This window comes from Pseudomonas sp. GGS8 (assembly GCF_024168645.1).
Classification (GTDB): domain Bacteria; phylum Pseudomonadota; class Gammaproteobacteria; order Pseudomonadales; family Pseudomonadaceae; genus Aquipseudomonas.
In genome coordinates this window covers 5,244,611-5,265,479 of the sequence record NZ_JALJWF010000001.1, presented here as the reverse complement: position 1 = coordinate 5,265,479, position 20,869 = coordinate 5,244,611, and the positions used below count along the sequence as shown (strand labels likewise).

Genomic DNA, 20,869 nt, shown 5'->3' with positions numbered 1-20,869 from the left:
CCCAGCGGAGTGCAAAAGTTATGACCACACATCGGGGATGTGTCAAAAAACCGATCTGGCTGATCGGCGGTTGGAGGGGGTGTATCAAAAAAGTAACAGTTTGTTGACGCTCGCTACGGTGGCGAGCGATGGCTCTGTGGGAGCGGCGGGCTGGCAGTAGACAATGCGCGCTTGAGAACCGGGGGATTTTGTGGCCGACGGAGCGCAACGATATAAGCGCAAAACATATCCGCCATTCCATCGGCACACACCGCCACTTCCACTTCGGTACGCGGATTTCCTGAAAAGTCTTTCCCCACTGAACTGAGCGCTCTAAGGATCAGATCACAGGCCTGTGCGCGGGTTGGCTCGCTCGCCTCGGGCAGTAATTCGAGCATAAAGGTTTCAAAGATTTGCTTCCCCGCCGCACGCACTTCGTGGGCTTCGGGCGCATCGCGATAGAGCGGGGCAGCGTCATGCAGCGCACCGCGCATCTGCGCCTCTTCGCACTCCGATCGGATAAAGGCATGCACCAACGTGCGCAGACGAACCAGCGGCGGTTCTTCCAGATTTTCCAGAATCCGGCGCAGCATCCCGGTGGTCTGCTGCCACTCATCACTCTGCAACCGGAACAGAATCGCGGCCTTGTTGGGGAAGTACTGGTACAGCGAGCCGATACTCACGCCAGCCTTTTCCGCGACCCGCGCGGTGGTGAATCGGGTCGCGCCTTCCTTGGCCAAAACCTGAATAGCGGCCTCCAGAATCGCGCGCACCAGCTCAGTGGAGCGTGCCTGCTGTGGCTGTTTACGTGAGGAAATACGGGCGGTCGGGCGGTTGGTCATGGGCAGCTCGGGCGTCAGGGGAGAACGCGAATAGCGAAGGTTGCGAATCACTCGCATCATTTAAATGTGACGAATCACTCGCATTTTAGCCCTCAACGGATGAAAAACAATCATGACAACCCTGACCACCGAGCCATTGGCAACCCTGATCGAACGCCTCTACACCCAGGCCAGCGCTGCTACCAGCCCGGCTCTGGAAAGCGTGTCTGGCGAAGAACGTGAACGCCTGATGCGCAGCAAGACCGACTACCTGAAACTCTACGGGATGCTTAAAGACCTGTGGCTACCGGTCTCCCGCGACACCGGCAAGCTGCTGTATATGCTGGCGCGCAGCACCAAGGCAAAGGCCATCGTCGAGTTCGGCACCTCGTTCGGCCTGTCCACCCTGCATCTGGCAGCAGCGCTGCGGGACAACGGCGGCGGTGTGCTGATCGGCAGCGAATTCGAACCATCGAAGATCGCCCTGGCGCGCGAACACTTCGTTGAAGGTGGCGTCAGCGACCTGGTGGACATTCGTGAAGGCGATGCGCTCGTCACCTTGGCAAGCGATCTCCCGGGGACTGTCGATGTGCTCCTGCTGGATGGTGCCAAGGCGCTGTATGGCGATGTGCTGAGCCTGGTTGAAAAACACCTGCGCCCGGGCGCTCTTGTCGTGGCGGACAACACGGATTACTGCCCTGAATACCTGGCTTATGTGCGCTCACCGGAGAACGGCTACCTATGCGTGCCGTTCGCCGACGACATCGAAGTTTCAATGCGCATGGGCTGATACAGGCCTGTTGAGGGGCCACCGACTCCGGAGGCCCCGGGAGGTACTTTCAGCTAGTAACGGTTTGGCACTCTGTCACTCGCATCCAGCCATTAAAAAAAGCCCCCCTTACCCCCAGATATCATGATTTTTCACGCGCACAAGCCTTCCATATAGTCCTCCCAAGCCCACTTGGAACACGGTTGTGTTTCCCTTGATGCGAGACAACTTTATGGAAAATAAGAAACGCGCCGTCCACGCTTCAGAGGTTGGGATGGGGACTCGAGCCGTATGGGGAGGAGAGCACGTTCAACATCCCTACAATGCGACCCAGACACCCATCGTGGTCAGTGCCGCCTATGGCTATGACGATATCGATAAGTGGTATGACGTGGCATTGGGAAAGGAGCCCGGCTTCATTTACAGCCGGATGAGCAATCCCACCGTCTCCGTCTTGGAAGATAAACTCTGTGAGCTCGAAAACGCAGAGTCGGCTGTGGCTTTCAGTACCGGAATGGCTGCAATCAGCGGTGTACTGCACACCTTCCTATCCTATGGGCAGCGTGTGGTATCTACACGTGACAGCTACGGTGGAACGAACAAAATTTTTGAGGAGTTTCTTCCACGTATGGGGGTGGAGGTAACCCTTTGCGATACGCTCGATACTGTGGCACTTGAGCGGGAGATCGCTAAAGGCTGCCGCGTCCTGTACCTGGAAACCCCCACGAACCCAACGCTGAAAATCGTTGATATTCGGCGCCTTGTGGCAGCGGCGAAGCGAGTGGGCGCTTTGGTTGTTGCGGACAATACATTCGCGACGCCACTGAATCAGAATCCGCTGGCTTTAGGCGTTGATGTGGTAGTGCACAGCGCGACCAAATTCCTGTCCGGTCATGGTGATGTACTCGGCGGCGTGGTTTGCGGCGCCGAGCATCTGATGTCTAAAGTTCGCCATTACCGCGAAATCAATGGTGCCTCGCTGGATCCTTTTTCAGCGTATCTGATCATCCGCGGCATCAAGACTCTGGCTCTGCGTCTTCGCCAGCAACAGGCGAGCGCGAAGCTTCTGGCCGAGTACCTCTGTACCGAGCCGCTGGTCGAGTCGGTGAACTATCCGGGGTTGCCTCAACATCCAGGTCATGACATCGCTCGTTCGCAAATGAACGGATTCGGAGCCATCGTCAGTTTCGTGCTCAAAGGTGGCATGGACACCGTGACTCGTTTGCTACCGCTGCTCAGATATGCGCATCGAGCGGGCAACTTGGGAGCTGTCGAGACCATCTATGGGCCGGCTCGGACGACCAGTCACGTGGAAAATACCTTGGAAGAACGTCAGGCACTTGGAATCTCCGAAGGTTTGGTTCGACTGTCCGTAGGTATTGAAGACTCAGAAGATTTATTGGCAGACCTGAAACAAGCCTTCGCGTTAGTGCGAAGTAAACACGGTGATGCACACCTTAACGCTGACAGTGCCCAACGTTTCATTGAGGTAGAAACCTGAATACGGGCAGGACGCTCGAGATTCATCTTAAGCCCTTCATGAAGAATGAAAATAATAAAATCCTGCGACGACAAATTTGTACTGCCCAACAGCCAGTTACAAGGCGTTTGTCCGAACATTTCATGAGAATAAAACTATGTCCACGCATATCGAAGATAATCAGTCCGACCCAAACTCGCATTTCAAAAAGGAAATGCAAACACGCCACATCGTGATGTTGGCATTGGGCGGGGTGATTGGTACGGGTTTATTCCTTACCTCCGGATACACGGTTAATCAGGCAGGGCCACTCGGCGCAGTGATCGCTTACATCATCGGTGCAGTGATGGTGTATTTAGTCATGGTCTGTCTCGGTGAGCTGGCGGTACAGATGCCAGAAACCGGATCTTTCAGTAGCTATGCAACGCGATACCTGGGCCCAGGCACAGGCTATACAGTGGCCTGGCTTTACTGGCTCACTTGGGCGGTAGCTATCGGTTCAGAGTTTACCGCGGCGGGCATACTGATGGTTCGGTGGTTTCCTGATACACCGGTCTGGATTTGGAGCGCGCTATTTGCCATCGCCGTTTTCTTAAGCAATGTTGTCTCTGTTCGGTGGTTTGCGGAGACTGAATTTTGGCTTTCGCTGATTAAGGTGCTGACCGTTGTCACATTCATTGTGATCGGCGGAGCGGCAATTTTCGGTCTTATTCAAGTACAGAGTTTGCAGGGTGCGGGACTTTCCAACTTCACTCGTGAGGGGCTTTTCCCCACCGGGCTTCTACCCATTGCCATGACCCTCCTGGCTGTTTCCTTCGCATTTTCCGGAACTGAGTTGATCGGGATTGCGGCAGGTGAAGCGCAAGACCCACAAACCAGCGTGCCCAAGGCAGTCCGCACGACAGTGGTACGTTTGGCGCTGTTCTTCGTGGGGACAATTTTCGTCCTTGCGACGTTACTGCCACGAGAGCAAGCGGGGCTCGTAGAAAGTCCGTTCGTGATGGTGTTTGAGCTGATTGGCATTCCATACTCTGCCGACATTATGAACTTCGTCATTCTCACGGCACTGATTTCCGCCGCTAACTCGGGGCTGTATGCAGCATCGCGCATGCTGTGGACATTGAGCGATCAAGGGCATATGCCTAAGCGCTACGCCAGGCTCTCCAGTCGGGGTACACCGGTGAACGCCATCGTTCTTAGTATGGCGGGTGCGGTGGCTTCTCTACTCAGCAGTGTGTTTGCCCCTGATACGGTTTACTTGGCCTTGGTGTCCATTTCCGGTCTGGCGGTCGTAGTCGTGTGGATGAGCATTGCTGCAAGCCAGATCGCGTTCCGTCGTCAATACGTTGCTAATGGCGGACGAGTTGAAGACCTGCATTTCCGTGTACGAGGCTATCCATGGGTGCCTATCGGTGCACTGTTGTGTTGCCTGCTGGCCTGTGTGGGTATCGCTTTTGATCCTGAGCAGCGAGTGGCGCTTTACTTCGGCCTTCCCTTCATCGCGTGGTGTTATTTCGTTTACTGGGTCACTCGAAACAAGAGAGCAGAGCGCTTGGCTTTAGCTGCAGCTGTTCATTCCTCTGGCACGGCGTGAGTTTCTCAGGCAATGATTGAGCATAGTTAAAGCCCTGATGAGGTTGCGCCGATGAGTCAAAAGTCACTACCACCCTTGAACTGGTTGAGGGCATTCGAAGTATCGGCGCGTTGTTTAAACTTTACCCACGCGGCGCAAGAGCTCTATTTGACTCAAGGGGCTGTGAGTCAGCAGATCCGCCAGTTAGAAAGTCACCTCGGTGTGGCGCTGTTCAAGCGCTTACCTCGAGGGCTTGGCTTGACCGAGGAAGGGCAGTCGTACCTGCCTGTCGTACAAGACGCGATCAGTCGCCTTGCAGTCGGTACAAACGAGATTTTCGGCCAGCACAATCGAAGACACTTGAAGGTGCGTGGCAGCCTTTCCTTTCTTCACTATTGGTTGGCCCCCCGTCTCGCAGATTTTTGTCGGGAGTACCCCCAGATTGATCTTCGATATATCAGCAATATCTGGGTGAAAGAACCGGACGGTGAGGATGACCTGGAGATTCGCTGGGGCTGCGGTGAGTGGTCGGGCTTGCACGCTCAGCGATTGACTTGGGACCTCCTTCAGCCTGTTTGCTCCCCAACGCTCATGGCCAGCTCACCCATACATGAGCCGCGCGACTTGATGAACCATTCACTGCTTCATGTGTTGGGGTATGAAGAGGGTTGGGGTTACTGGTTGAAGCGAGTTGGAGCAGACGACGTCGACTACTCCCGTGGCCTTCAGTTCGACACGCTGATTTCCACGATCCGCATGGCCGAATTGGGGCAGGGCGTTGCGCTGGCACGGTCTTCGGTGGTCGAGGATTTGCTTAAGAGTGGGCAATTGGTTGCGCCATTCAATCACCGAATCGAGGCAAGCGAATCCTTTTATCTGGTGCACGAACAGAACGAAGTGCTATCGCCTGATGCCGCACATTTTTCTACCTGGCTGGTGGCTCAAGCCCATCGCCTCTTGTAAAACTGATAGGGAGTTGTCATGCATTACGTAAGCACTCGCGGCGGCGACAGGCGTGCTGATTTTCGCAGTGTGGTTCTGTCGGGGCTCGCCGAAAATGCTGGTCTCTATGTCCCTGCCAGTTTGCCTGTGTTCACCGAGAAACAGATTGCCAGCTGGTCGTGGTTGCCGTTTGATGAGTTGGTTTGGCGAGTGATTTCGCCTTTTGTTGGCTCTTCCATAGACGAAAGTACCCTGCGTGCCTTGCTCAGTGACAGCTACCAACAATTCAAGCACCGCGCTATTACTCCGCTTGAACAGATCGGGCATAACGAGTGGATACTCCAGCTGTTTCATGGCCCGACCGGTTCTTCGAAGGATTTCGCCGCGCAATTGCAGTCGCGCCTGGTCGAGCATTTTCTGGAGGAGGTCGGTAAAGAGGCGTTGGTGGTCGGCGCAACCAACGGTGATACCGGTGTCGCTGCGCTTGAAGCCTTTGCTAACTGCCCGGCCGTCCGCATGGCGATACTGTATCCGCGCAACGGGCTTGCGCCTGAGCAACTCAGCGCCTTGCAGGCAGCCGACTCGCAGCGGGTTCAGCTGTTTCCGGTTGACGGTAATTTCGATGATTGCCAAACGCTGGTCTCCCGACTCTTGCGTGAGTGGCCGTTGGACGGAGTGATGCCGGTCTGTTTCAACTCGACCAATTGGATCGGCGTCCTGGCCCAGATCGTTTTTTACTTCCACGCAGCCTTGCAACTGGGCGGTGGTTCGCGTCCCGTTGGCTTTAGCGTTCCAGCTGCCAGCTCGGCCGAAATCTACGCGGGTTATATTGCGCAGAAAATGGGATTACCCATCAATCAGGTGATTATTTCCACCAACAGCAATGATGCCCTGCACCAGTTTTTTCATTGCAATCGCTACTCCACCCGGATGACTAATCGAACAGTGTCGCCGGCGATGGACTTCTCGTTGTTTTCCAACCTGGAGCGGTTTATCTGGGAGATTTACGAGCACGATGGCTGCGCAACAAAAGCACTGATGGAGCATTTTGAAAGTTGCGGAGAAATGAGCATCGGCAACCAGCAATGGCTGCGTGCTCGAGTACTCTTCGATTCCTATGCGGTACACGAATCCCAGGTACGCAATGAAGTAGTCGAGCTGTTCCGGGAGACAGGCTCTGCCATCGATCCTCACACCGCTGTCGGCGTATTGGCCGGCAGGCTTCATCGACGCAGCTTAGGTGCGCCGATGGTCACCTTCGGGCAAATTGCGCCGGCCAAGTCAGCGGCGCTATTGGCCGAACTGGGCGTTTGGCAAGCAAGCGTTCCGAGCACTGTCGAGGTGCGCGCGCAACCACCGTACCTGGCCAAGGGCGATCTGGACGGTCTGTGCCAGACTCTTCGTCTCGCGCAGCAGAGGTTTGCATGAAGCGCATTCTAGATCCGTTGGACGAACGCATACTGGCCGAACTTACCGCCAATGCGCGAATAGCCCATATCGAACTGGGTGCCAAGATCAACTTGTCGCGCAATGCGGTGCGCCAGCGCATCGAGCGTCTTGAGCGCGACGGTGCGATCCAGGGCTATACGGTACTTCTCGGTGAGTCGCGGCGGCCTACGTCGCTTATCAGCGCGGTGATCTTTGTCTACCGCTACGACCGCATGCGTGGTGAAGAAGTACTGACTGCGCTGCGCTCCATTCCCGAAGTCGTGCAATGTGAAGTACTCAGTGGTGAGTTCGATTTAATGCTGCGTGTGAATGCCGCCACACCTGAACGAGTCCATCTCGTGTGGAAGGAAATCGCGGCCATGCCAGGGGTGGAAAACACCGTGACATCGTTCGTCCTTTCTGCGGTGTTTTGACAACATCGTGCTTGGGCAAAACGCCCAACTAATACAGCACTCTGCCATATTCAACTGCCAAAGCCCGGCTCTTAGGATGTTCCTATCGAACAACATCAACATAGGAACAGCGCTTATGACTGAGTACAAAATTGCCTTGGTAGGATTTGGTGGCGTGAACCGTGGCTTCGCCCAATTGGTCGCCGATCGTAATGCCGAGTGGAAAGAGGCCCTCGGCTTCACCATTAAAATTGTCGGGGTCACCGATCTGTTCCTCGGCTCAATCGTTGCTAAAGACGGTCTGGATGCAAAGCAGTTGGTTGCGCTGCCGGTTGAGAAAGGCGCATTCGCTCAACTGCTCGGCGGCAATGCTGAGGCCTTCAACGAAACCGTAATCAAGCATTCCGGTGCAGACATCATCGCTGAGGCCACTTTCACCAACCCGGTGGATGGCGAGCCCGCAACTACCTTTTGCCGCTGGGCCTTGGAAAGCGGCATTCATGTAGTGACCACCAATAAGGGGCCGATTGCGCTGCACGGTGCCGAGCTCAAGGCGTTGGCCCGTCGCAACCAGGTCGCTTTCGAATACGAGGGGGCGGTGATGAGTGGCACCCCCGTGATTCGTCTGGCCAAGCAGGCCTTGGCAGGGGCCAATGTGCAAGGCTTCGAAGGCATCCTGAACGGCACTTCCAACTACGTGCTCACCCAGATGAAAAACGGCCTGGCGTTCAACGATGCCGTCGTACAAGCGCAACAGCTCGGCTATGCCGAGGCAGATCCAACCGCCGATGTGGAAGGGTTTGACGTACGCCTCAAGGTGGTGATCCTGGCCAACGAACTGCTCAATGCACGACTGAATGTCAGCGATGTAGCGTGCTCGGGTATCAGCAATATCAGCGCGGAAGATATTGCCCAGGCAAGTGCCAATGGCGCGAGCTGGAAACTGATTGGCTCAGCCGATCGTGAAACAGATGGCTCGGTTCGAGCGAGTGTGGAAGCTCGGTTACTGTCGAACTCACATCCTCTTGCCGGAATAAGCGGTGCTACGAATGCGGTGTCATTCAATACCGAACTGCTGGGAGCTGTCACGGTGTCCGGGCCTGGGGCAGGGCGTATCGAAACGGCCTTCGCATTGCTGTCGGACATCATCGCCATCCACACCACCCACGGCAACTGACAGGAGATAGTCATGAGCGTATCCAGCATGGCCAGTATCCAGCTTGTTGAAGCCAAACAGATTGATGTGTTCAGCCCATTCGATGGTCGCTTGGTAGGGCGCGTCCCTTGTCTCGATGCCGCCGCAGTTCCTGGCTTGCTGGAGCGCGCGCGAATTGGCGTGCGTGAGAGCGCGGCAATGCCTCGTCACCTGCGTGCGCGCATTCTTGAGGAGGCAGCCCGGTGTGTAGAGCTTGAGGCTGAAGCGTTTGCCAAACTCATTGTTGCAGAGGCGGGGAAGACGCTGCGACAAGCAGAGAAGGAAGTGAAGCGTTGTGTGAACACGCTGAAGCTATCGGCGCAAGAGGCTCGTCGTAACGCCGGGGAAGTGATTCCATTTGGGGCTTATGAAGGATCGGAGTCGCGTCAGGGTTGGTTCACGCGGGAACCGTTGGGGCTTATTGTCGCGATCACTCCCTACAACGATCCACTGAATTTGGTCGCCCATAAACTCGGCCCGGCAATCGCAGGTGGCAATGCCGTGATTTTGAAACCCTCGGAACTCGCGCCGTTGTCTGCACTCAAGCTCGTTGAGTGCTTGGTGAAAGCGGGGCTTCCGCCCTCTGTGATTACCCCGGCTACTGGTGGCGTCGACTTGGGTAAAGCTTTGGTGGAGGTTCGCGAAGTTCGGATGATTTCCTTTACGGGTGGTTTTGCCACGGGGGAGGCCATTGCTCGTAGTGCAGGGTTGAAGAAGCTAGCAATGGATCTGGGAGGAAATGCCCCGGTTCTTGTGCTTGAAGATTGTGATCTCGAGCCGACCGTGGAGTCCTGTGTATCTGGTGCCTTTTGGGCAGCAGGGCAGAATTGCATCGGCACTCAACGCATCCTTATTCATCGTTCAATTTATGAGGACTTCCGTGAGCGTTTTGTCAGCCAAACGCGCGCCTTAGTTGTGGGTGATCCTGACCAGCGGGCAACGGATGTAGGCCCGATGATTACGGAACAGGCGGCCCGTCGTACCGAACAATTGGTAAATGAAGCACTGGCCGAGGGGGCCGTTCTTCTGTGTGGGCACCATCGCCAAGGGGGAAGCTATGCGCCGACCGCGCTTGAGCGTGTAAGCCTCAACAGTCGGATTTGGCAGCAGGAAGTCTTCGCGCCGGTTGTCATCCTGGAGCCTTTTGACCACCTGGATGATGCTGTTGCTCTGGCCAACGCTCCGGAGTACAGCTTGCATGCGGGACTCTTCACACGTGATCTTTCCAAGGCCTTGAAATTGGCGCGGCAGATTGAAGCGGGGGGCGTGATGATCAATGATTCTTCCGATTATCGTTTTGATGCCATGCCTTTCGGTGGCTTCAAGTACGGAAGTCTGGGGCGCGAAGGTGTTCGGTTTGCCTATGAGGACATGACGCAGCCTAAAGTGGTCTGCATCAGCGAGTTGGATTAGGCCTAGGAAGTAAATTCGTCTTTGCAGACAGTCATTTACGAGGTTAACGATGTCCACCTTTCATGTGCGTCTCCCGCGCCAATGTGTCAAGAAAGAATCATTGAACCTTTATTGAGTGTGTCAATAAAGGCTCAATGGGACTACATCCTGACGCATGTCGGAAGCAATGCCTGACGCCTAGTTAGGCATTGCTCCAACCGGACGCCTTTAGCTTACAGAGCACCTGCTTCCGTCTTCTTCCAAGACTCAAGCGCCTGGACTTGCATGAACCACCGCTGGAGATTGGGCAGATCAGTTACGGGGAATTTGGCGCTGTGCTGGTCAGCTAGTGGCGCGGCTATAGCAAAATCGGCGAGTGAAAGACCGGTGTCGCAAATCCATTCTCGATTACTAAGGTGCGCATCAAGAACTTTCGCAGCTTCAGTCACAAGCCGCTCTCCGCGAGCGACCTCAATGGGATCGGGCGAGCCAATTCCAGCCAAAGACTTGATCGAGTTCTCCCAGTTAAGAATGCCGACGCCCGGCATGAAATCCTGCCCACACCAAAAAAGCCAGCGGTTAACGTCAGCACGGCCACGGGGCTCGATGGGATAAATAGTTTGGCTAGGGGTCATATTCGCCAAGTACTGCATGATGGCGTAAGATTCCCAAAGAACAAATCCATCATGTTCGAGAACCGGAACCCGATGATTCGGGTTAAGTTTCAGAAACTCAGGAGAGTTCTGCTCCCCCTTGAACAGATCCACCAGCACGAGATCGACTTTGATTTCGAGGTAATGTGCGGCCATCAGCACTCGGCGGCTGCAAGTTGATGCGGGATGGTAGTGAAGACGCATGGTTTTAGCTCCTTGTTTAGTGACCAACGCTGCCATTGTCTTCCTGCATACTGACAGAAAGTGTCAGTAGTGATGCGTGCGTTGCGTCTGCTCTCATCAGCCTGCCAGGACAAAGCCACTTATGTCTCGCACCGAAAGATTATTTGATCTGATTCAGACCCTGCGAAGCCATCGTTTTCCAGTGACTGGCAATCATTTGGCCAAAGAACTGGGGATAAGCGTTCGTACGCTTTACAGAGATATCGCAACGCTTCAGGGGCAAGGTGCCAACATTGAAGGCGAGCCAGGACTTGGTTACGTTTTACGCCCCGGCTTTATGCTCCCGCCATTGATGTTTACCGAGGAGGAAATAGAGGCCCTTGTCTTGGGTTCTCGCTGGGTGTCCGAGCGTGCTGACCTTCAACTGAGTAGTGCCGCAAAAGGAGCATTGTCAAAAATAGCTTCTGTTTTACCCCAAGACCTGCGAACCGCACTTGATACCAATTCATTGGTGGTTGGCAAAGGGAATCAAACAGAATTAGAGGCAATCGATCTGTCGCAGATTCGAAGGGCCATTCGAGTCGAGCATAAGGTAATAATCAAGTATCTAGATCTGAAGGGAGCTAGTTCAGAGAGAACGATTTGGCCCGTTGCGCTGGGCTATTTTGATCATGCTCGGATGCTTGCCGGGTGGTGCGAACTACGGCAAGAGTTCCGTCACTTTAGGACTGATCGTATATCTGCTTTGAGAGTAAAGCCCGAGCGCTACCCTCGTCGGAGGCAAGTCTTACTTAAGGAATGGCGCGAGGTGGACATTCTTCAGCGACATCAGCGGCCGCCGCAGCATTTGTCTTAGCGTGCTTTATGTTGAACGGTTGGATATCCCGAACATCTTGAATTGGGATGTTCGATGTTCCGGCACCCAACCAGGTCTGGTGCGGCGACATCACCTACATCTGGGCCCCGGGGAAATGGCATACCTGGCTGGCGTGCTGGATCTTTGTACGCGCCGAGTGGTGGGCTGGGCGCTGTCGGAAAAGCCGGACGCTGATCTGGTTATCAAGGCGCTGGACGTGGCTTACGAGCAACGAAGAAGACCTCAGGGCCTGCTGTTTCACTCGGGTTCGACCCCATCAATTCAATGGTGGGCTGGCGCCAGCACGGGCCGAAGAAAAACTTAACGTCGTGTCCGGGATTAGTTGACCACTACAAACCGACCAAAAACAGCCGATCGAGCAAGCTCCAGAAAAGCGGGTTGCGCGACTTTGCCATTCACAAGCTTGGGTTCGCCTGAGCGCCGCCAGACTGGCTGACGCATGCACATCGGCCGAAGCCTGCGGAGGGTCGGCGAACGTGTCTATAACTGTTCGCAGACCCATTTGCCACGACAGCTCTAGATTTGAACCGTTAACTGGTTGGAATCCTTAATATAAGCCCCTTGCTCTAACGCCTGATTTATAAAGATAACGACAAGTGTGCCGATACTCCAAAAGTACTTCAGGTCACTGCACGCTATTTTTGGCGATGAGCAAGGAACACAAAATGATGTCTATTCGTCAGAACGCGCTCAAAGCATCAGACGTGACCCTTTGCGGTCTGGTGTGCCTAGCTGGGGTGGCCGTCACGTTCTTGGTGCTGATTCTGTTCGTAGGGTCAGAGCAGCGTACCGTTAGCGTTGCTTTTCAACTGGAGGTCGACGAAAGATTCAGTCGCCTGCAACGACGCTTTAATACTCAGGTCTTGAAACTAGACGTTGTGAGGCGTTTCTTTATCAACGCCGACGATGTCACTGAAAAGGAGTTTCTGGGATTTGTTACGCCTCTAGTTGGAGAGGACGAAGCCTATAGCTGGGTGCCAAGGATTCTCGAGAAGGATCTACAAGCGTTTCGCGCTAAGGCGCTCCTCAACGGTACCAGTGATTTTTCATATCATGAAATTAATCCCGTCACCGGTGAAAGAGTCCCCCTCACCAGCCGGCCGGAACACTGTATATTGCTCTACTTATTGAAGCGCGATGACGTAAAGATCATACCCGGCATGGATATTCTGGCTCGCCCGGGTCGCGAAGCCTTGATGAGCAAGGCACGAAAAACACGTCAAATAGTTGTGTCGGAACCGTTGAAAATGACCAATGGGCAGTCGGGGGTTTTCTTTGTCGCACCTGTATTCCAGAAGCCCCCTGAGGTTCCATTGAACGATGATAATTTGCAGGGGTTCGTTGTCTCCACCGTACGCTTGGCTTCTTTGATGGAACAAGGCATTCCATTACCAAGTCTGCAACGACTGAACGTGACGCTTTCATTGATCGACACGCAGCATCAAGGGGAAAGCATTTATCAGAGCTTGGCCCCCGCGGCCCCTTCAGCGCTGTACACGCAGCGGCTGCTGAAAGTAGCCGACCAAAATTACTTGATCCAGTTTCGACCCAGCTCAACATTTCTGGTCGCCAACAGCTACGCACTGTCCATCAGCCTAATTGTCGTGTTCGGAGCAGGGTTGTCGCTGCTGCTGACCTTGATGGTGTACTTGCTGATTACGCAGCGCGCCCGCGCCCTCTTGCTGGTTGATGAACGCACGCAAGACTTGCGTTTGTTGAACATTACCGATCACCTGACCGGAGTCTATAACCGCCGATACTTCGAAGAGTTGATGGAGCGCCTGCTCATCGAGGCTAACGTGCAATACCGCCCTCTGTCGCTGATCATGTTTGACGTCGATCACTTCAAACACATCAACGACCGCTGGGGCCATCAGTGTGGTGATAACGTTCTGAAGTCGTTGTGCACACGAATACGTTCGGCAACACGCAAAACCGATCTGCTGTGCAGAACGGGTGGAGAAGAGTTTGCATTGATCTGCCCGGATAGCGAACTGAACGATACAAGGCTGCTGGCAGAAAAGCTTCGAGCTCTAATAAACACCCTACCATTTGATGATATTGGACAGGCGACTTGTAGCTTCGGCGTTGCAACATGGATTCCATCAGAATCGTTTGACGCCTTCATTCGGCGTGCCGATACCGCGATGTACAGTGCAAAATCAAATGGTAGAGATCAAGTCCAACTTGCCGATATGTAGCAGACGGCTACCCGGATCTCACTGCGCAAAAGCCAAAACTCGACAGCTTCGGAGCCGCGCTCTGCCTTCAGGTCACATCCCATTGTCCAGCACGCCCCCCTGGTAATGGTAAGCGCTCGGTTAAGTCACCGTGATTCGGACTCTGCGCTAGTGCTTCGGAGCGCGGGCATACCAACCGTAGATTGCGATGCCGGCATAACAGGTCGCTGGCACGCTCAATGCCATCGCGAGCGTCGAGAGGTCGGCCGCATACCCTGTCAATGGCGGAATAAATGCCCCGCCAACAATGGCGCAACAGAACAGGCCCGAACCTTCCGCCGCGCGATGACCGAGCCCTGCGGTCGCAAGGGTAAAGATCGTCGGAAACATGATGGAGTTGAACAGCCCGACGGCCAGCAGCGACCATCCGGCAACAACGCCTTGTGTGGTGGCAGAGATCGTCAACAGCACAATGACTGCCGTGGCGGCAAAGGCCAGCAGTTTCCCGGGCGCGAAAGTGCGCATCAGCGCCGAGCCGATAAAGCGGCCAACCAGGGCGCCACCCCAATAGAAGGCAACATGCTTGCCTGCGGCTTCGGCGGGAAGGGCCAGGGTTGTCGGCAGCATGAGGTAGTCGGTGATGAGGCTGCCAATCGTGACTTCGGCGCCGACATAGAGAAATATGCAAACGGTGCCGAGCGCAAAGCGCGGCTGCTTTAGAAGGTCGAGCGCAGCGAGTGGATTGAGACGTTCAGGTCTTGTTGACGTTTGCAGCTCATTTCTTTTCAGCCAGACGATCAAGGCGACCATGCAGATGAAGAGCGTAATGCTTGCATAGGTGTTGCTGATCACGCTGGCTTCCTGCGACAGGAAGGACGTCAGTTCTGCTGGCGACAATGCGGAGGTATCTACCGCATTGAGGGAGCCCAGGATCAGTATGGCACCCAGGTAGGGCGCGACCGTGGTTCCCAGCGAATTGAACGCATGGCCGAGGGTGAGGCGGCTGGGGGCCATTGCGGCGGTTCCGAGTAGGGAAAGCAGCGGGTTCGCAACGACCTGAACGGTTGTCACGCCAATCGCAAGCACAAAGAGGGCGCCGAGGAAGGCTGGAAACAATGCGGACTGGGTGGCAGGAATGAAGAGCAGGCATCCACCAGCCATCAGCAGCAACCCGAGGACGGCCGCTCTCATGTAGCCGATTCGCGAAATGAGCAGGCCTGCGGGTATGGCGAAAATGAAATAGGCAAAAAAGAATGACGACTGCACAAGCATGGCCTCGGTATAGCTGAGGCTGAAGAGGTGCTTGAGTTTTGGCACCAGGACATCGTTAAGGCTGGTGATGCTGCCGAGGATGAAAAACAGCGCGAACACGTAGGTGCTCATCCGTTGGGCGTGGGGTGTTGCCAAACTGTTGGTGACAGTCGCGCTAGCACTAGCATTCGTCATCACGGGCTTCCTTTCTTGTGATTGTTACTTTCAAGGAAAGCTCTATAGAGCCTCGGGCACCTTGACAGTGGGACAGCGCTATCTTTGTGCGGTGAAGTACTCGCCAAAGGAGGGTGCGCTGCCATCTGATTTTTTGTCTGTAGCCGCTACCGCTCACCCAAAGTCCAGGGCCAGTCGTTAGAGGGCGCTACCTTAGTGCCTGACTTTTCATTTGGCAAGCCGCAGGAGGAGAGTATCGCCCCGATCGGAGCCGCCTGCAGCTTGCCCCATGACGAACAAATCACTTACCTGAAGGAAGACTTCTTCGTCCCTGACGAATCCAACTATTTCAAGACGCATGGCATCACCTTCAACCTCGTCATCGATGAAGAGCACGACAGCTACGACCGAATTTTTGAAGAGAGTAAGAAGAAGCTGGTCAGCGAGAAGGTCAAGCCGCCTCACGTCATTGCCGGCCTGCACCGCTTGATGGAGATGATCTCGGCAAAGTATGGCCCTGATGACGAGGAGCCCATTGCGTTCAACGAAACAGTTGAGCTGATGAAAGATCTGCGCCGGCATTACGAAGAGGATTGCGAAACCAGCGTGAGCTTGGATTCTATCCTGCAGATGTGCTCCGGGAATGTCGGCCATATCACGATCAACAATCGCGACGTAGAGCAAATCCTTGCGTTGTCACAGAACATCTTCAGCCTGACGCCCAGGCGTTTCTATAACGAGGCCGCCCTGAAGCGAATCCGGATGCGATCTGTATGCGGGAAAAGCGAGATCCGCCTGTCTTTCGATGACGGCGCCCCATGCTCCGATCCAACCCTACATGATTTCCTACAGGTCATGCTGTGCGCTCTGTACGCATGCTCCAAGATTCCTCAGGATAGCCCGCTGCGGCATCTGCTTGAGCTAGGTGAGGATGCTAGTCAAAACGCCCCCCTGTCTGAGTTCATCAAGAAGTCCCGTCAACATCGTTCCTACGTGGCTTCTGTTTTTGACCGTGCCAAGGACGCGGAAATCTTCGTTGATGCCTTCTTCACATTCTTCGCCCCGAAAATTGTGTTCTCGCTGATTAAGGTGGACGAGATTCCTTTCGGTGGCGACGCGGTGAAGAACCGGGTATTCGTCGACTTCCATCTTGATCTGATCCTGGAACTCCCCGAGGTCAAACTGCTTCGTGTCCTGCACGGAACGCAAAACAGCGCTATGTGCCTCAGCGCAACGACGGGCTTCAAGCATTCCTACTCCGGCAATTTCTCCAGGAAAATGCTCGCCCGCTATGGGGAAGCACCATCCAGTAACCTTGATGTACGGGTCGTTCAGCGCTCCCAGGCTGACGTAGGCGCGATGTCGGATCTCCGGACTGCTCGTGCGAAAGCCAGAACCATGGAAGTCAGGCCCTTCCATAAGACGTCCGCCGACGACATCAGCGGCCTGCGCAGCGATCCCGTCTTCAAAAGCACCTATCGCTTCTGGTCAGACTCCCTGCTACCGCCTGGATATCGTGAAAACAAGTACCGGATGTCTGCATACCGCCGGCAGATCGAAGCGATGCTCATGGCAGCCTGGGACGAGAAAAATACCTTCGTGCTTTCGCTCAACAATCGCTTCGCGGAGCTCTTCAAGAACCTGTTCACGCAGGGTATTGAGGGGCGCCTGAAGGGCCTGCGGTGCCTCTACCAAGATAAGATTTTTGAGTTAAAGCCCTTTGAGGGCAAAACCAAGATAAGGGTCATCCTCTTCAGCTCCCAGTTGGCGAGAGAGGTCGACATTGATCAGTATCTCAAGGTGGATGCTGACACCCGTATCTGTTTGATCTCTGCCTACGGCAGCGCTGGTACCGGCCTCAACCTGTTCGTTGAGCGGGCCGAGGACAATTTCCACCAGGACTTTGACCGCCTCGTGCTGGTCAACACGCCTTTCTACAGCGCGATTCGCGAGAAGGACACCGGCCTCAACACCGTCAAGAACCACATTCTTCTGCTCAAGCATATCTCCTCCGGGGAGAGCGAGGCGGTACGCTTAGCTGAGTTCGACTCGAACCTTATGCAGCCCAAGAACCGCCGCATTTTGAACCAGGAGCATGACCTGGCCGTTCTCAAAGCGATCATCCAGGCCGTAGGGCGAGTAGAGCGGCGGGATACTCTGCTCCATACCGAAATATTCCTGCCCAGTGACGTTATCGATGACCTGATCGTGCGGTATAGCCGGCTTCGCCGAGAAGGTAATGATCTTCTCATCAACAGCCTTTCTCTGCTGAATCACAAGCTCATGCAGTTCTGCCTGCAACAAGCAGAAAGCCGATGCTTCGCGACTCAGGAAGAACGTGAGCAGTTCACCACCACCGTCGCTGCGGCTGCTGGCGACATTGAGGACTTCTTCAGCGGAGCATTCCGAAACAAGATACTCAAAGGCGCGCGTGAAGGTGACCGGGATGCGATGGAGCTCAACGAGATGCTCAGATCGCAGGAGAGCATCACCGCTCCAGAAAAGTACGTACGCAAGCTGCTGACATCCCCGCTGGTGAAGGCCTCTGGTTACTACCAAGGGGTCATCAGCACCTTCTACCTGCCTAGGGACGTGACCGATAGGGTCACCGTCTGCACGACCTTAGAAAGCTTCCATCACCTGAGCGACCTGTTGCATGGGCATGCCGTATACCAGCCTGGCAAGTGGCTTGTGCCGGACTACGTGCGCACCGATAGTGAAGACCATGACTTAGGGCCCGGCATCATCAATCTGGCGTGCAACATGGCCAGCGATGGGATTGATGTGCACCTACCAAATCCCGCCCTGATTCCACTCCTGAAAGGGAATGTAGGTGAATTCATCTTTTCGAAGGTGCTCTCCACGCTCGGGGTCAAGCCACTGAATCTGGATCAGTTAATCTCTCTTCTGGGCCCTGCGGTGTATGAGCGCTACGACACCTACGTTCACGATGGAGACACCCTCATCTGCATTGACGTGAAGCGGTGGTCGGGCACCCTGAACAACCAGGAGCTGTCCCTTAAAACCCTTCACCGGGCGGAAACCAAAAGGCAGGAAATGTACGAGTTGTGCAGTCGCCTGAACCTGCGACCTCGCTTCCTCTACGTCAACACGCAACCGGACGACAATGACTTGAATGCCGAGCGTGAGTTTAATTTCGGGGAGTCGATCCACTTCCTCAACGCCTTCAAGATGATCACCAAGTATGTCCCCGTTACAGGCACAACCCGAATCCACCGTGTCGATGACCGCTTGATGATCAACCCCACTTTGGTAAAGCTGCTAAGGAACGCGCAATGACCCTTTTCAATGTCTTGGAACCTGGAACCGCCGCCAAAGCTCGCACAAACATGCTGAAATTGTCCGGTGATCTTGAAGGCATCATTGAGCGCTTGTCGGCTCCTGAGGAGGGGCAAGGTTTCGTTCGGGCAGCAGTTGTCGAGGTCGCCAGGAAATATGGCGAGGAGGCCGCAGAGTACTATCAGCGGGTCGACTCCACCATCAAGGATTTCATCCGAAAAACGCTTGGTATTCCTGCTTCGACCGGGGTGCACTACAGCAGATTCAGCGGCAGAAAAGGGGTGTTCGGTTTCCTCTTTTTGAGCACCCAGGCACCAGAGCCTGGTCAGGTTCGCCGGGTAATCGCAGAGCACTCGCTATACCCCAATTACGCGATTCAGGCGCTCCTGGACTTAAAGCTCAAGCTTTCGTTCCTCGGCGACGTTCACAAGCACTACGAGATAGCGCCGGTCGAGTTCAACGCGGATCTGTACATTGGGCTAGTGCACAACCGCACGATGAAAAACGGCAGTTACGTCTTCGATGCGCTGCAGTACGACCTGTATTTTTCCACCGAGCAGGAACTCGCGCTCACGCTCAGCAGGGTGACGATGCAATGCTCTCTCTCGCAGGACTCCATTAGCCTGCCGGTGGGCGAAACGGGCAATCTCATGTTCGATTGGTCTGGGAAGCGCTTCCAGCGTACCCGGAAACTCAATGCGACTACGGACAGTGATCGCAATTACATGGCATTCGCCACAAACAACGTGAACGCGACGGCCTTCGATCAGTACCACAACAGCATCAACTACCATCAGACAGACTGCCTGAATCGAATAGAGCGTCTGTTCAAGCGTTATAGCATCGAGTTCAAGCCTGTTGTTTACGAGGCAACCCACCAGGTTAAAACTTTCCTGGAAGGGCTCCCTAAGATGTCAAACCCACTTTTGCTACTCGATACGTCGTCCAAGCCGTCGACCGATGAGGCCTGGCTCGGCAGCATATCTAAGCTTGCAGATAAATTCGGTGCCTCCAAGGTGTTGACCGCAGAGAGCCTTCCTGCACCGACAGACCTTGAGGTGGGCACCACGAATTACTTGGTGGTCAACGAGAAGATCAAGACACCAGGGGGTAGCAAGAACGGCTCCAGCATCTTCGACACCAGCGCCAACGAAGCTCACAACAGTTTCTGGCAGGCGCTTGCGCGCAAGCAGCGCAGCCCGGAAGCCGTCTTTGATTACTACACCTCCGTGAAGCTGCACCGCTTCACAGGAGGAGTAGACAGCATCTGTCAGGGTTTTAACGTGTTGCCGGGCAAATCTCTGTCGGCAGCGTCGATTGAAAAAAGCTTGCAGGAGCTCGCGCTCAAGGAATGCATCTTCCGGGACAAACTGGTGAGAATCGAAGGCGCGTCCCTGCCCGCGCGGTCTATACAGTTGATAAGCTGTCGGAAGGATCGTGGTGAAAACATCTACATTCAGGTTCTTGATGTGTTTGTTGAAGGTGAATGTATCAAAATCGAGGCTTCCCGCCGCTACGACGAATCCTCGAGAGGAGAGTTCAACTACGAGTTCAAGAAGCTAGCTGCAGTCTTCGGGAAAGAGGACAAAAAACCATTCGATGCTATCTGGGATGGGGCTTTCCTGATCCATGACAAAAGCACTGGTGCCTGGCTAACGGCATACAACACGGGCCGCGTTCCCTCCATAATCGGAAACACACTTTTCGATAACCAGGTGCGCCAGGACAGCGGCGTTTCTCCCTCGCGGGAAGTCGGTATCCAAGCGGCTGCACTACCGTATTACCTGACCCCCACCAGGCAGAAACAGCGCCACAGCGTCTTCATCCAAGACAATGGCGTTGAAGGCGCATGGTTCTTTGTAGCTTCCAACAAGTCTGCTAACAATACGATCCAGAAGCAGAGTCTGGTCTACAACACCTTGCTCACACGAGATTGCGGCACCCGGCTTCCCGTGTTGGATCACCCGTTGGGCGAACTGTTCTTCTCCACCTTCACCTACGACATCGTGAAGCTTCGAGAGTCAGCCAAAACCTCAATTCTTCAGAAAATCGTCGAAATCTGCCTGCACAATTGAGAGGGCACGTAGTACACGAGACGTTGACTGAAAGGCATTTGCCTTTCGTCATGGCCTTGGCTGCAAAGGACTGTCAGCCTAAGAGTAAGCGATAGGCATCACATTGGGTGAACGATGGATCGATGACTCCCTCTCTTTTTGCAGTAGTCGAACACCTTGGTCACGATAACGGCCAGGGTATTAA

15 protein-coding genes and 1 pseudogene are annotated in these 20,869 nt (G+C 54.6%); 13 read left to right on the top strand and 3 right to left on the bottom strand.

Features of this window, described 5'->3' with window-relative positions:
* Positions 1-113: 113 nt before the first annotated feature.
* A complete protein-coding gene (locus J3D54_RS23565) occupies positions 114-821 on the bottom strand; it encodes a TetR family transcriptional regulator (protein ID WP_253423293.1) in 708 nt (235 codons plus the stop codon).
* Between the two features lie 112 nt (positions 822-933).
* Between J3D54_RS23565 and J3D54_RS23560 the strand changes: the two genes are divergently transcribed.
* From J3D54_RS23560 to J3D54_RS23525, 8 genes are all read left to right on the top strand, one after another.
* Positions 934-1,590, top strand: coding sequence for an O-methyltransferase (locus tag J3D54_RS23560; protein ID WP_253423290.1), 657 nt, complete (start codon positions 934-936; stop codon positions 1,588-1,590).
* 211 nt (positions 1,591-1,801) lie between these two features.
* The gene (locus J3D54_RS23555; protein WP_253423287.1) at positions 1,802-3,070 is read left to right on the top strand and encodes a cystathionine gamma-synthase family protein; all 1,269 of its coding nucleotides are present in this window, start codon (positions 1,802-1,804) and stop codon (positions 3,068-3,070) included.
* Positions 3,071-3,206: 136 nt separating this feature from the next.
* Positions 3,207-4,643, top strand: coding sequence for an amino acid permease (locus tag J3D54_RS23550; RefSeq protein ID WP_253423284.1), 1,437 nt, complete (start codon positions 3,207-3,209; stop codon positions 4,641-4,643).
* Between the two features lie 51 nt (positions 4,644-4,694).
* Positions 4,695-5,585 carry a LysR substrate-binding domain-containing protein gene (locus J3D54_RS23545; protein WP_253423281.1) on the top strand — a complete coding sequence of 297 codons (891 nt, stop codon included), beginning with the start codon at positions 4,695-4,697 and terminating at the stop codon, positions 5,583-5,585.
* A gap of 18 nt (positions 5,586-5,603) precedes the next feature.
* Positions 5,604-6,992: a threonine synthase gene (gene thrC / locus J3D54_RS23540; RefSeq protein ID WP_253423277.1), complete on the top strand. Its 1,389-nt coding sequence runs from the start codon at positions 5,604-5,606 to the stop codon at positions 6,990-6,992.
* On the top strand, positions 6,989-7,426 hold the full coding sequence (locus tag J3D54_RS23535; RefSeq protein WP_018925939.1) for an Lrp/AsnC family transcriptional regulator: 438 nt from the start codon (positions 6,989-6,991) through the stop codon (positions 7,424-7,426). Before thrC ends, J3D54_RS23535 begins: the two co-directional genes overlap by 4 nt.
* A 115-nt stretch (positions 7,427-7,541) precedes the next feature.
* Positions 7,542-8,582, top strand: a complete 1,041-nt coding sequence (locus J3D54_RS23530; protein ID WP_253423273.1) for a homoserine dehydrogenase — start codon at positions 7,542-7,544, stop codon at positions 8,580-8,582.
* A gap of 12 nt (positions 8,583-8,594) precedes the next feature.
* Complete coding sequence (locus J3D54_RS23525; RefSeq protein WP_253423271.1) at positions 8,595-10,013, top strand: aldehyde dehydrogenase family protein; 1,419 nt, start codon at positions 8,595-8,597, stop codon at positions 10,011-10,013.
* 212 nt (positions 10,014-10,225) lie between these two features.
* Here the strand turns inward: J3D54_RS23525 and J3D54_RS23520 are convergent, their stop codons facing one another.
* The gene (locus J3D54_RS23520; protein WP_253423268.1) at positions 10,226-10,849 is read right to left on the bottom strand and encodes a glutathione S-transferase family protein; all 624 of its coding nucleotides are present in this window, start codon (positions 10,847-10,849) and stop codon (positions 10,226-10,228) included.
* Between the two features lie 121 nt (positions 10,850-10,970).
* Here J3D54_RS23520 and J3D54_RS23515 point away from each other — a divergent pair, with 121 nt between their 5' ends.
* The 3 genes and pseudogenes from J3D54_RS23515 (at position 10,971) to J3D54_RS23505 (ending at position 13,906) form a co-directional block, all read left to right on the top strand.
* Positions 10,971-11,684, top strand: a complete 714-nt coding sequence (locus J3D54_RS23515; RefSeq protein ID WP_253423265.1) for a YafY family protein — start codon at positions 10,971-10,973, stop codon at positions 11,682-11,684.
* Positions 11,685-11,697: 13 nt separating this feature from the next.
* Positions 11,698-12,031, top strand: a pseudogene (locus J3D54_RS23510) (DDE-type integrase/transposase/recombinase); the annotation flags it as partial.
* Positions 12,032-12,370: 339 nt separating this feature from the next.
* The gene (locus J3D54_RS23505) at positions 12,371-13,906 is read left to right on the top strand and encodes a diguanylate cyclase (RefSeq protein ID WP_253423262.1); all 1,536 of its coding nucleotides are present in this window, start codon (positions 12,371-12,373) and stop codon (positions 13,904-13,906) included.
* 147 nt (positions 13,907-14,053) lie between these two features.
* Here the strand turns inward: J3D54_RS23505 and J3D54_RS23500 are convergent, their stop codons facing one another.
* Positions 14,054-15,268 carry a sugar MFS transporter gene (locus J3D54_RS23500; protein WP_253423259.1) on the bottom strand — a complete coding sequence of 405 codons (1,215 nt, stop codon included), beginning with the start codon at positions 15,266-15,268 and terminating at the stop codon, positions 14,054-14,056.
* Positions 15,269-15,526: 258 nt separating this feature from the next.
* On the opposite strand from J3D54_RS23500, the gene J3D54_RS23495 reads away from it, so the two are divergent.
* Complete coding sequence (locus J3D54_RS23495; protein WP_253423256.1) at positions 15,527-18,610, top strand: hypothetical protein; 3,084 nt, start codon at positions 15,527-15,529, stop codon at positions 18,608-18,610.
* A complete protein-coding gene (locus tag J3D54_RS23490) occupies positions 18,607-20,685 on the top strand; it encodes a hypothetical protein (RefSeq protein ID WP_253423253.1) in 2,079 nt (692 codons plus the stop codon). The genes J3D54_RS23495 and J3D54_RS23490 overlap by 4 nt, the downstream gene beginning before the upstream one ends.
* The last annotated feature ends 184 nt before the right edge of the window (positions 20,686-20,869 follow it).

What these genes read in the sequence shown, in the direction of transcription:
- J3D54_RS23565 (WP_253423293.1), bottom strand. Translation starts at nt 821, where the DNA reads ATGACCAACCGCCCGACCGCCCGTATTTCCTCACGTAAACAGCCACAG.
- J3D54_RS23560 (WP_253423290.1), top strand. Translation starts at nt 934, where the DNA reads ATGACAACCCTGACCACCGAGCCATTGGCAACCCTGATCGAACGCCTC.
- J3D54_RS23555 (WP_253423287.1), top strand. Translation starts at nt 1,802, where the DNA reads ATGGAAAATAAGAAACGCGCCGTCCACGCTTCAGAGGTTGGGATGGGG.
- J3D54_RS23550 (WP_253423284.1), top strand. Translation starts at nt 3,207, where the DNA reads ATGTCCACGCATATCGAAGATAATCAGTCCGACCCAAACTCGCATTTC.
- J3D54_RS23545 (WP_253423281.1), top strand. Translation starts at nt 4,695, where the DNA reads ATGAGTCAAAAGTCACTACCACCCTTGAACTGGTTGAGGGCATTCGAA.
- thrC (WP_253423277.1), top strand. Translation starts at nt 5,604, where the DNA reads ATGCATTACGTAAGCACTCGCGGCGGCGACAGGCGTGCTGATTTTCGC.
- J3D54_RS23535 (WP_018925939.1), top strand. Translation starts at nt 6,989, where the DNA reads ATGAAGCGCATTCTAGATCCGTTGGACGAACGCATACTGGCCGAACTT.
- J3D54_RS23530 (WP_253423273.1), top strand. Translation starts at nt 7,542, where the DNA reads ATGACTGAGTACAAAATTGCCTTGGTAGGATTTGGTGGCGTGAACCGT.
- J3D54_RS23525 (WP_253423271.1), top strand. Translation starts at nt 8,595, where the DNA reads ATGAGCGTATCCAGCATGGCCAGTATCCAGCTTGTTGAAGCCAAACAG.
- J3D54_RS23520 (WP_253423268.1), bottom strand. Translation starts at nt 10,849, where the DNA reads ATGCGTCTTCACTACCATCCCGCATCAACTTGCAGCCGCCGAGTGCTG.
- J3D54_RS23515 (WP_253423265.1), top strand. Translation starts at nt 10,971, where the DNA reads ATGTCTCGCACCGAAAGATTATTTGATCTGATTCAGACCCTGCGAAGC.
- J3D54_RS23505 (WP_253423262.1), top strand. Translation starts at nt 12,371, where the DNA reads ATGATGTCTATTCGTCAGAACGCGCTCAAAGCATCAGACGTGACCCTT.
- J3D54_RS23500 (WP_253423259.1), bottom strand. Translation starts at nt 15,268, where the DNA reads ATGAGCACCTACGTGTTCGCGCTGTTTTTCATCCTCGGCAGCATCACC.
- J3D54_RS23490 (WP_253423253.1), top strand. Translation starts at nt 18,607, where the DNA reads ATGACCCTTTTCAATGTCTTGGAACCTGGAACCGCCGCCAAAGCTCGC.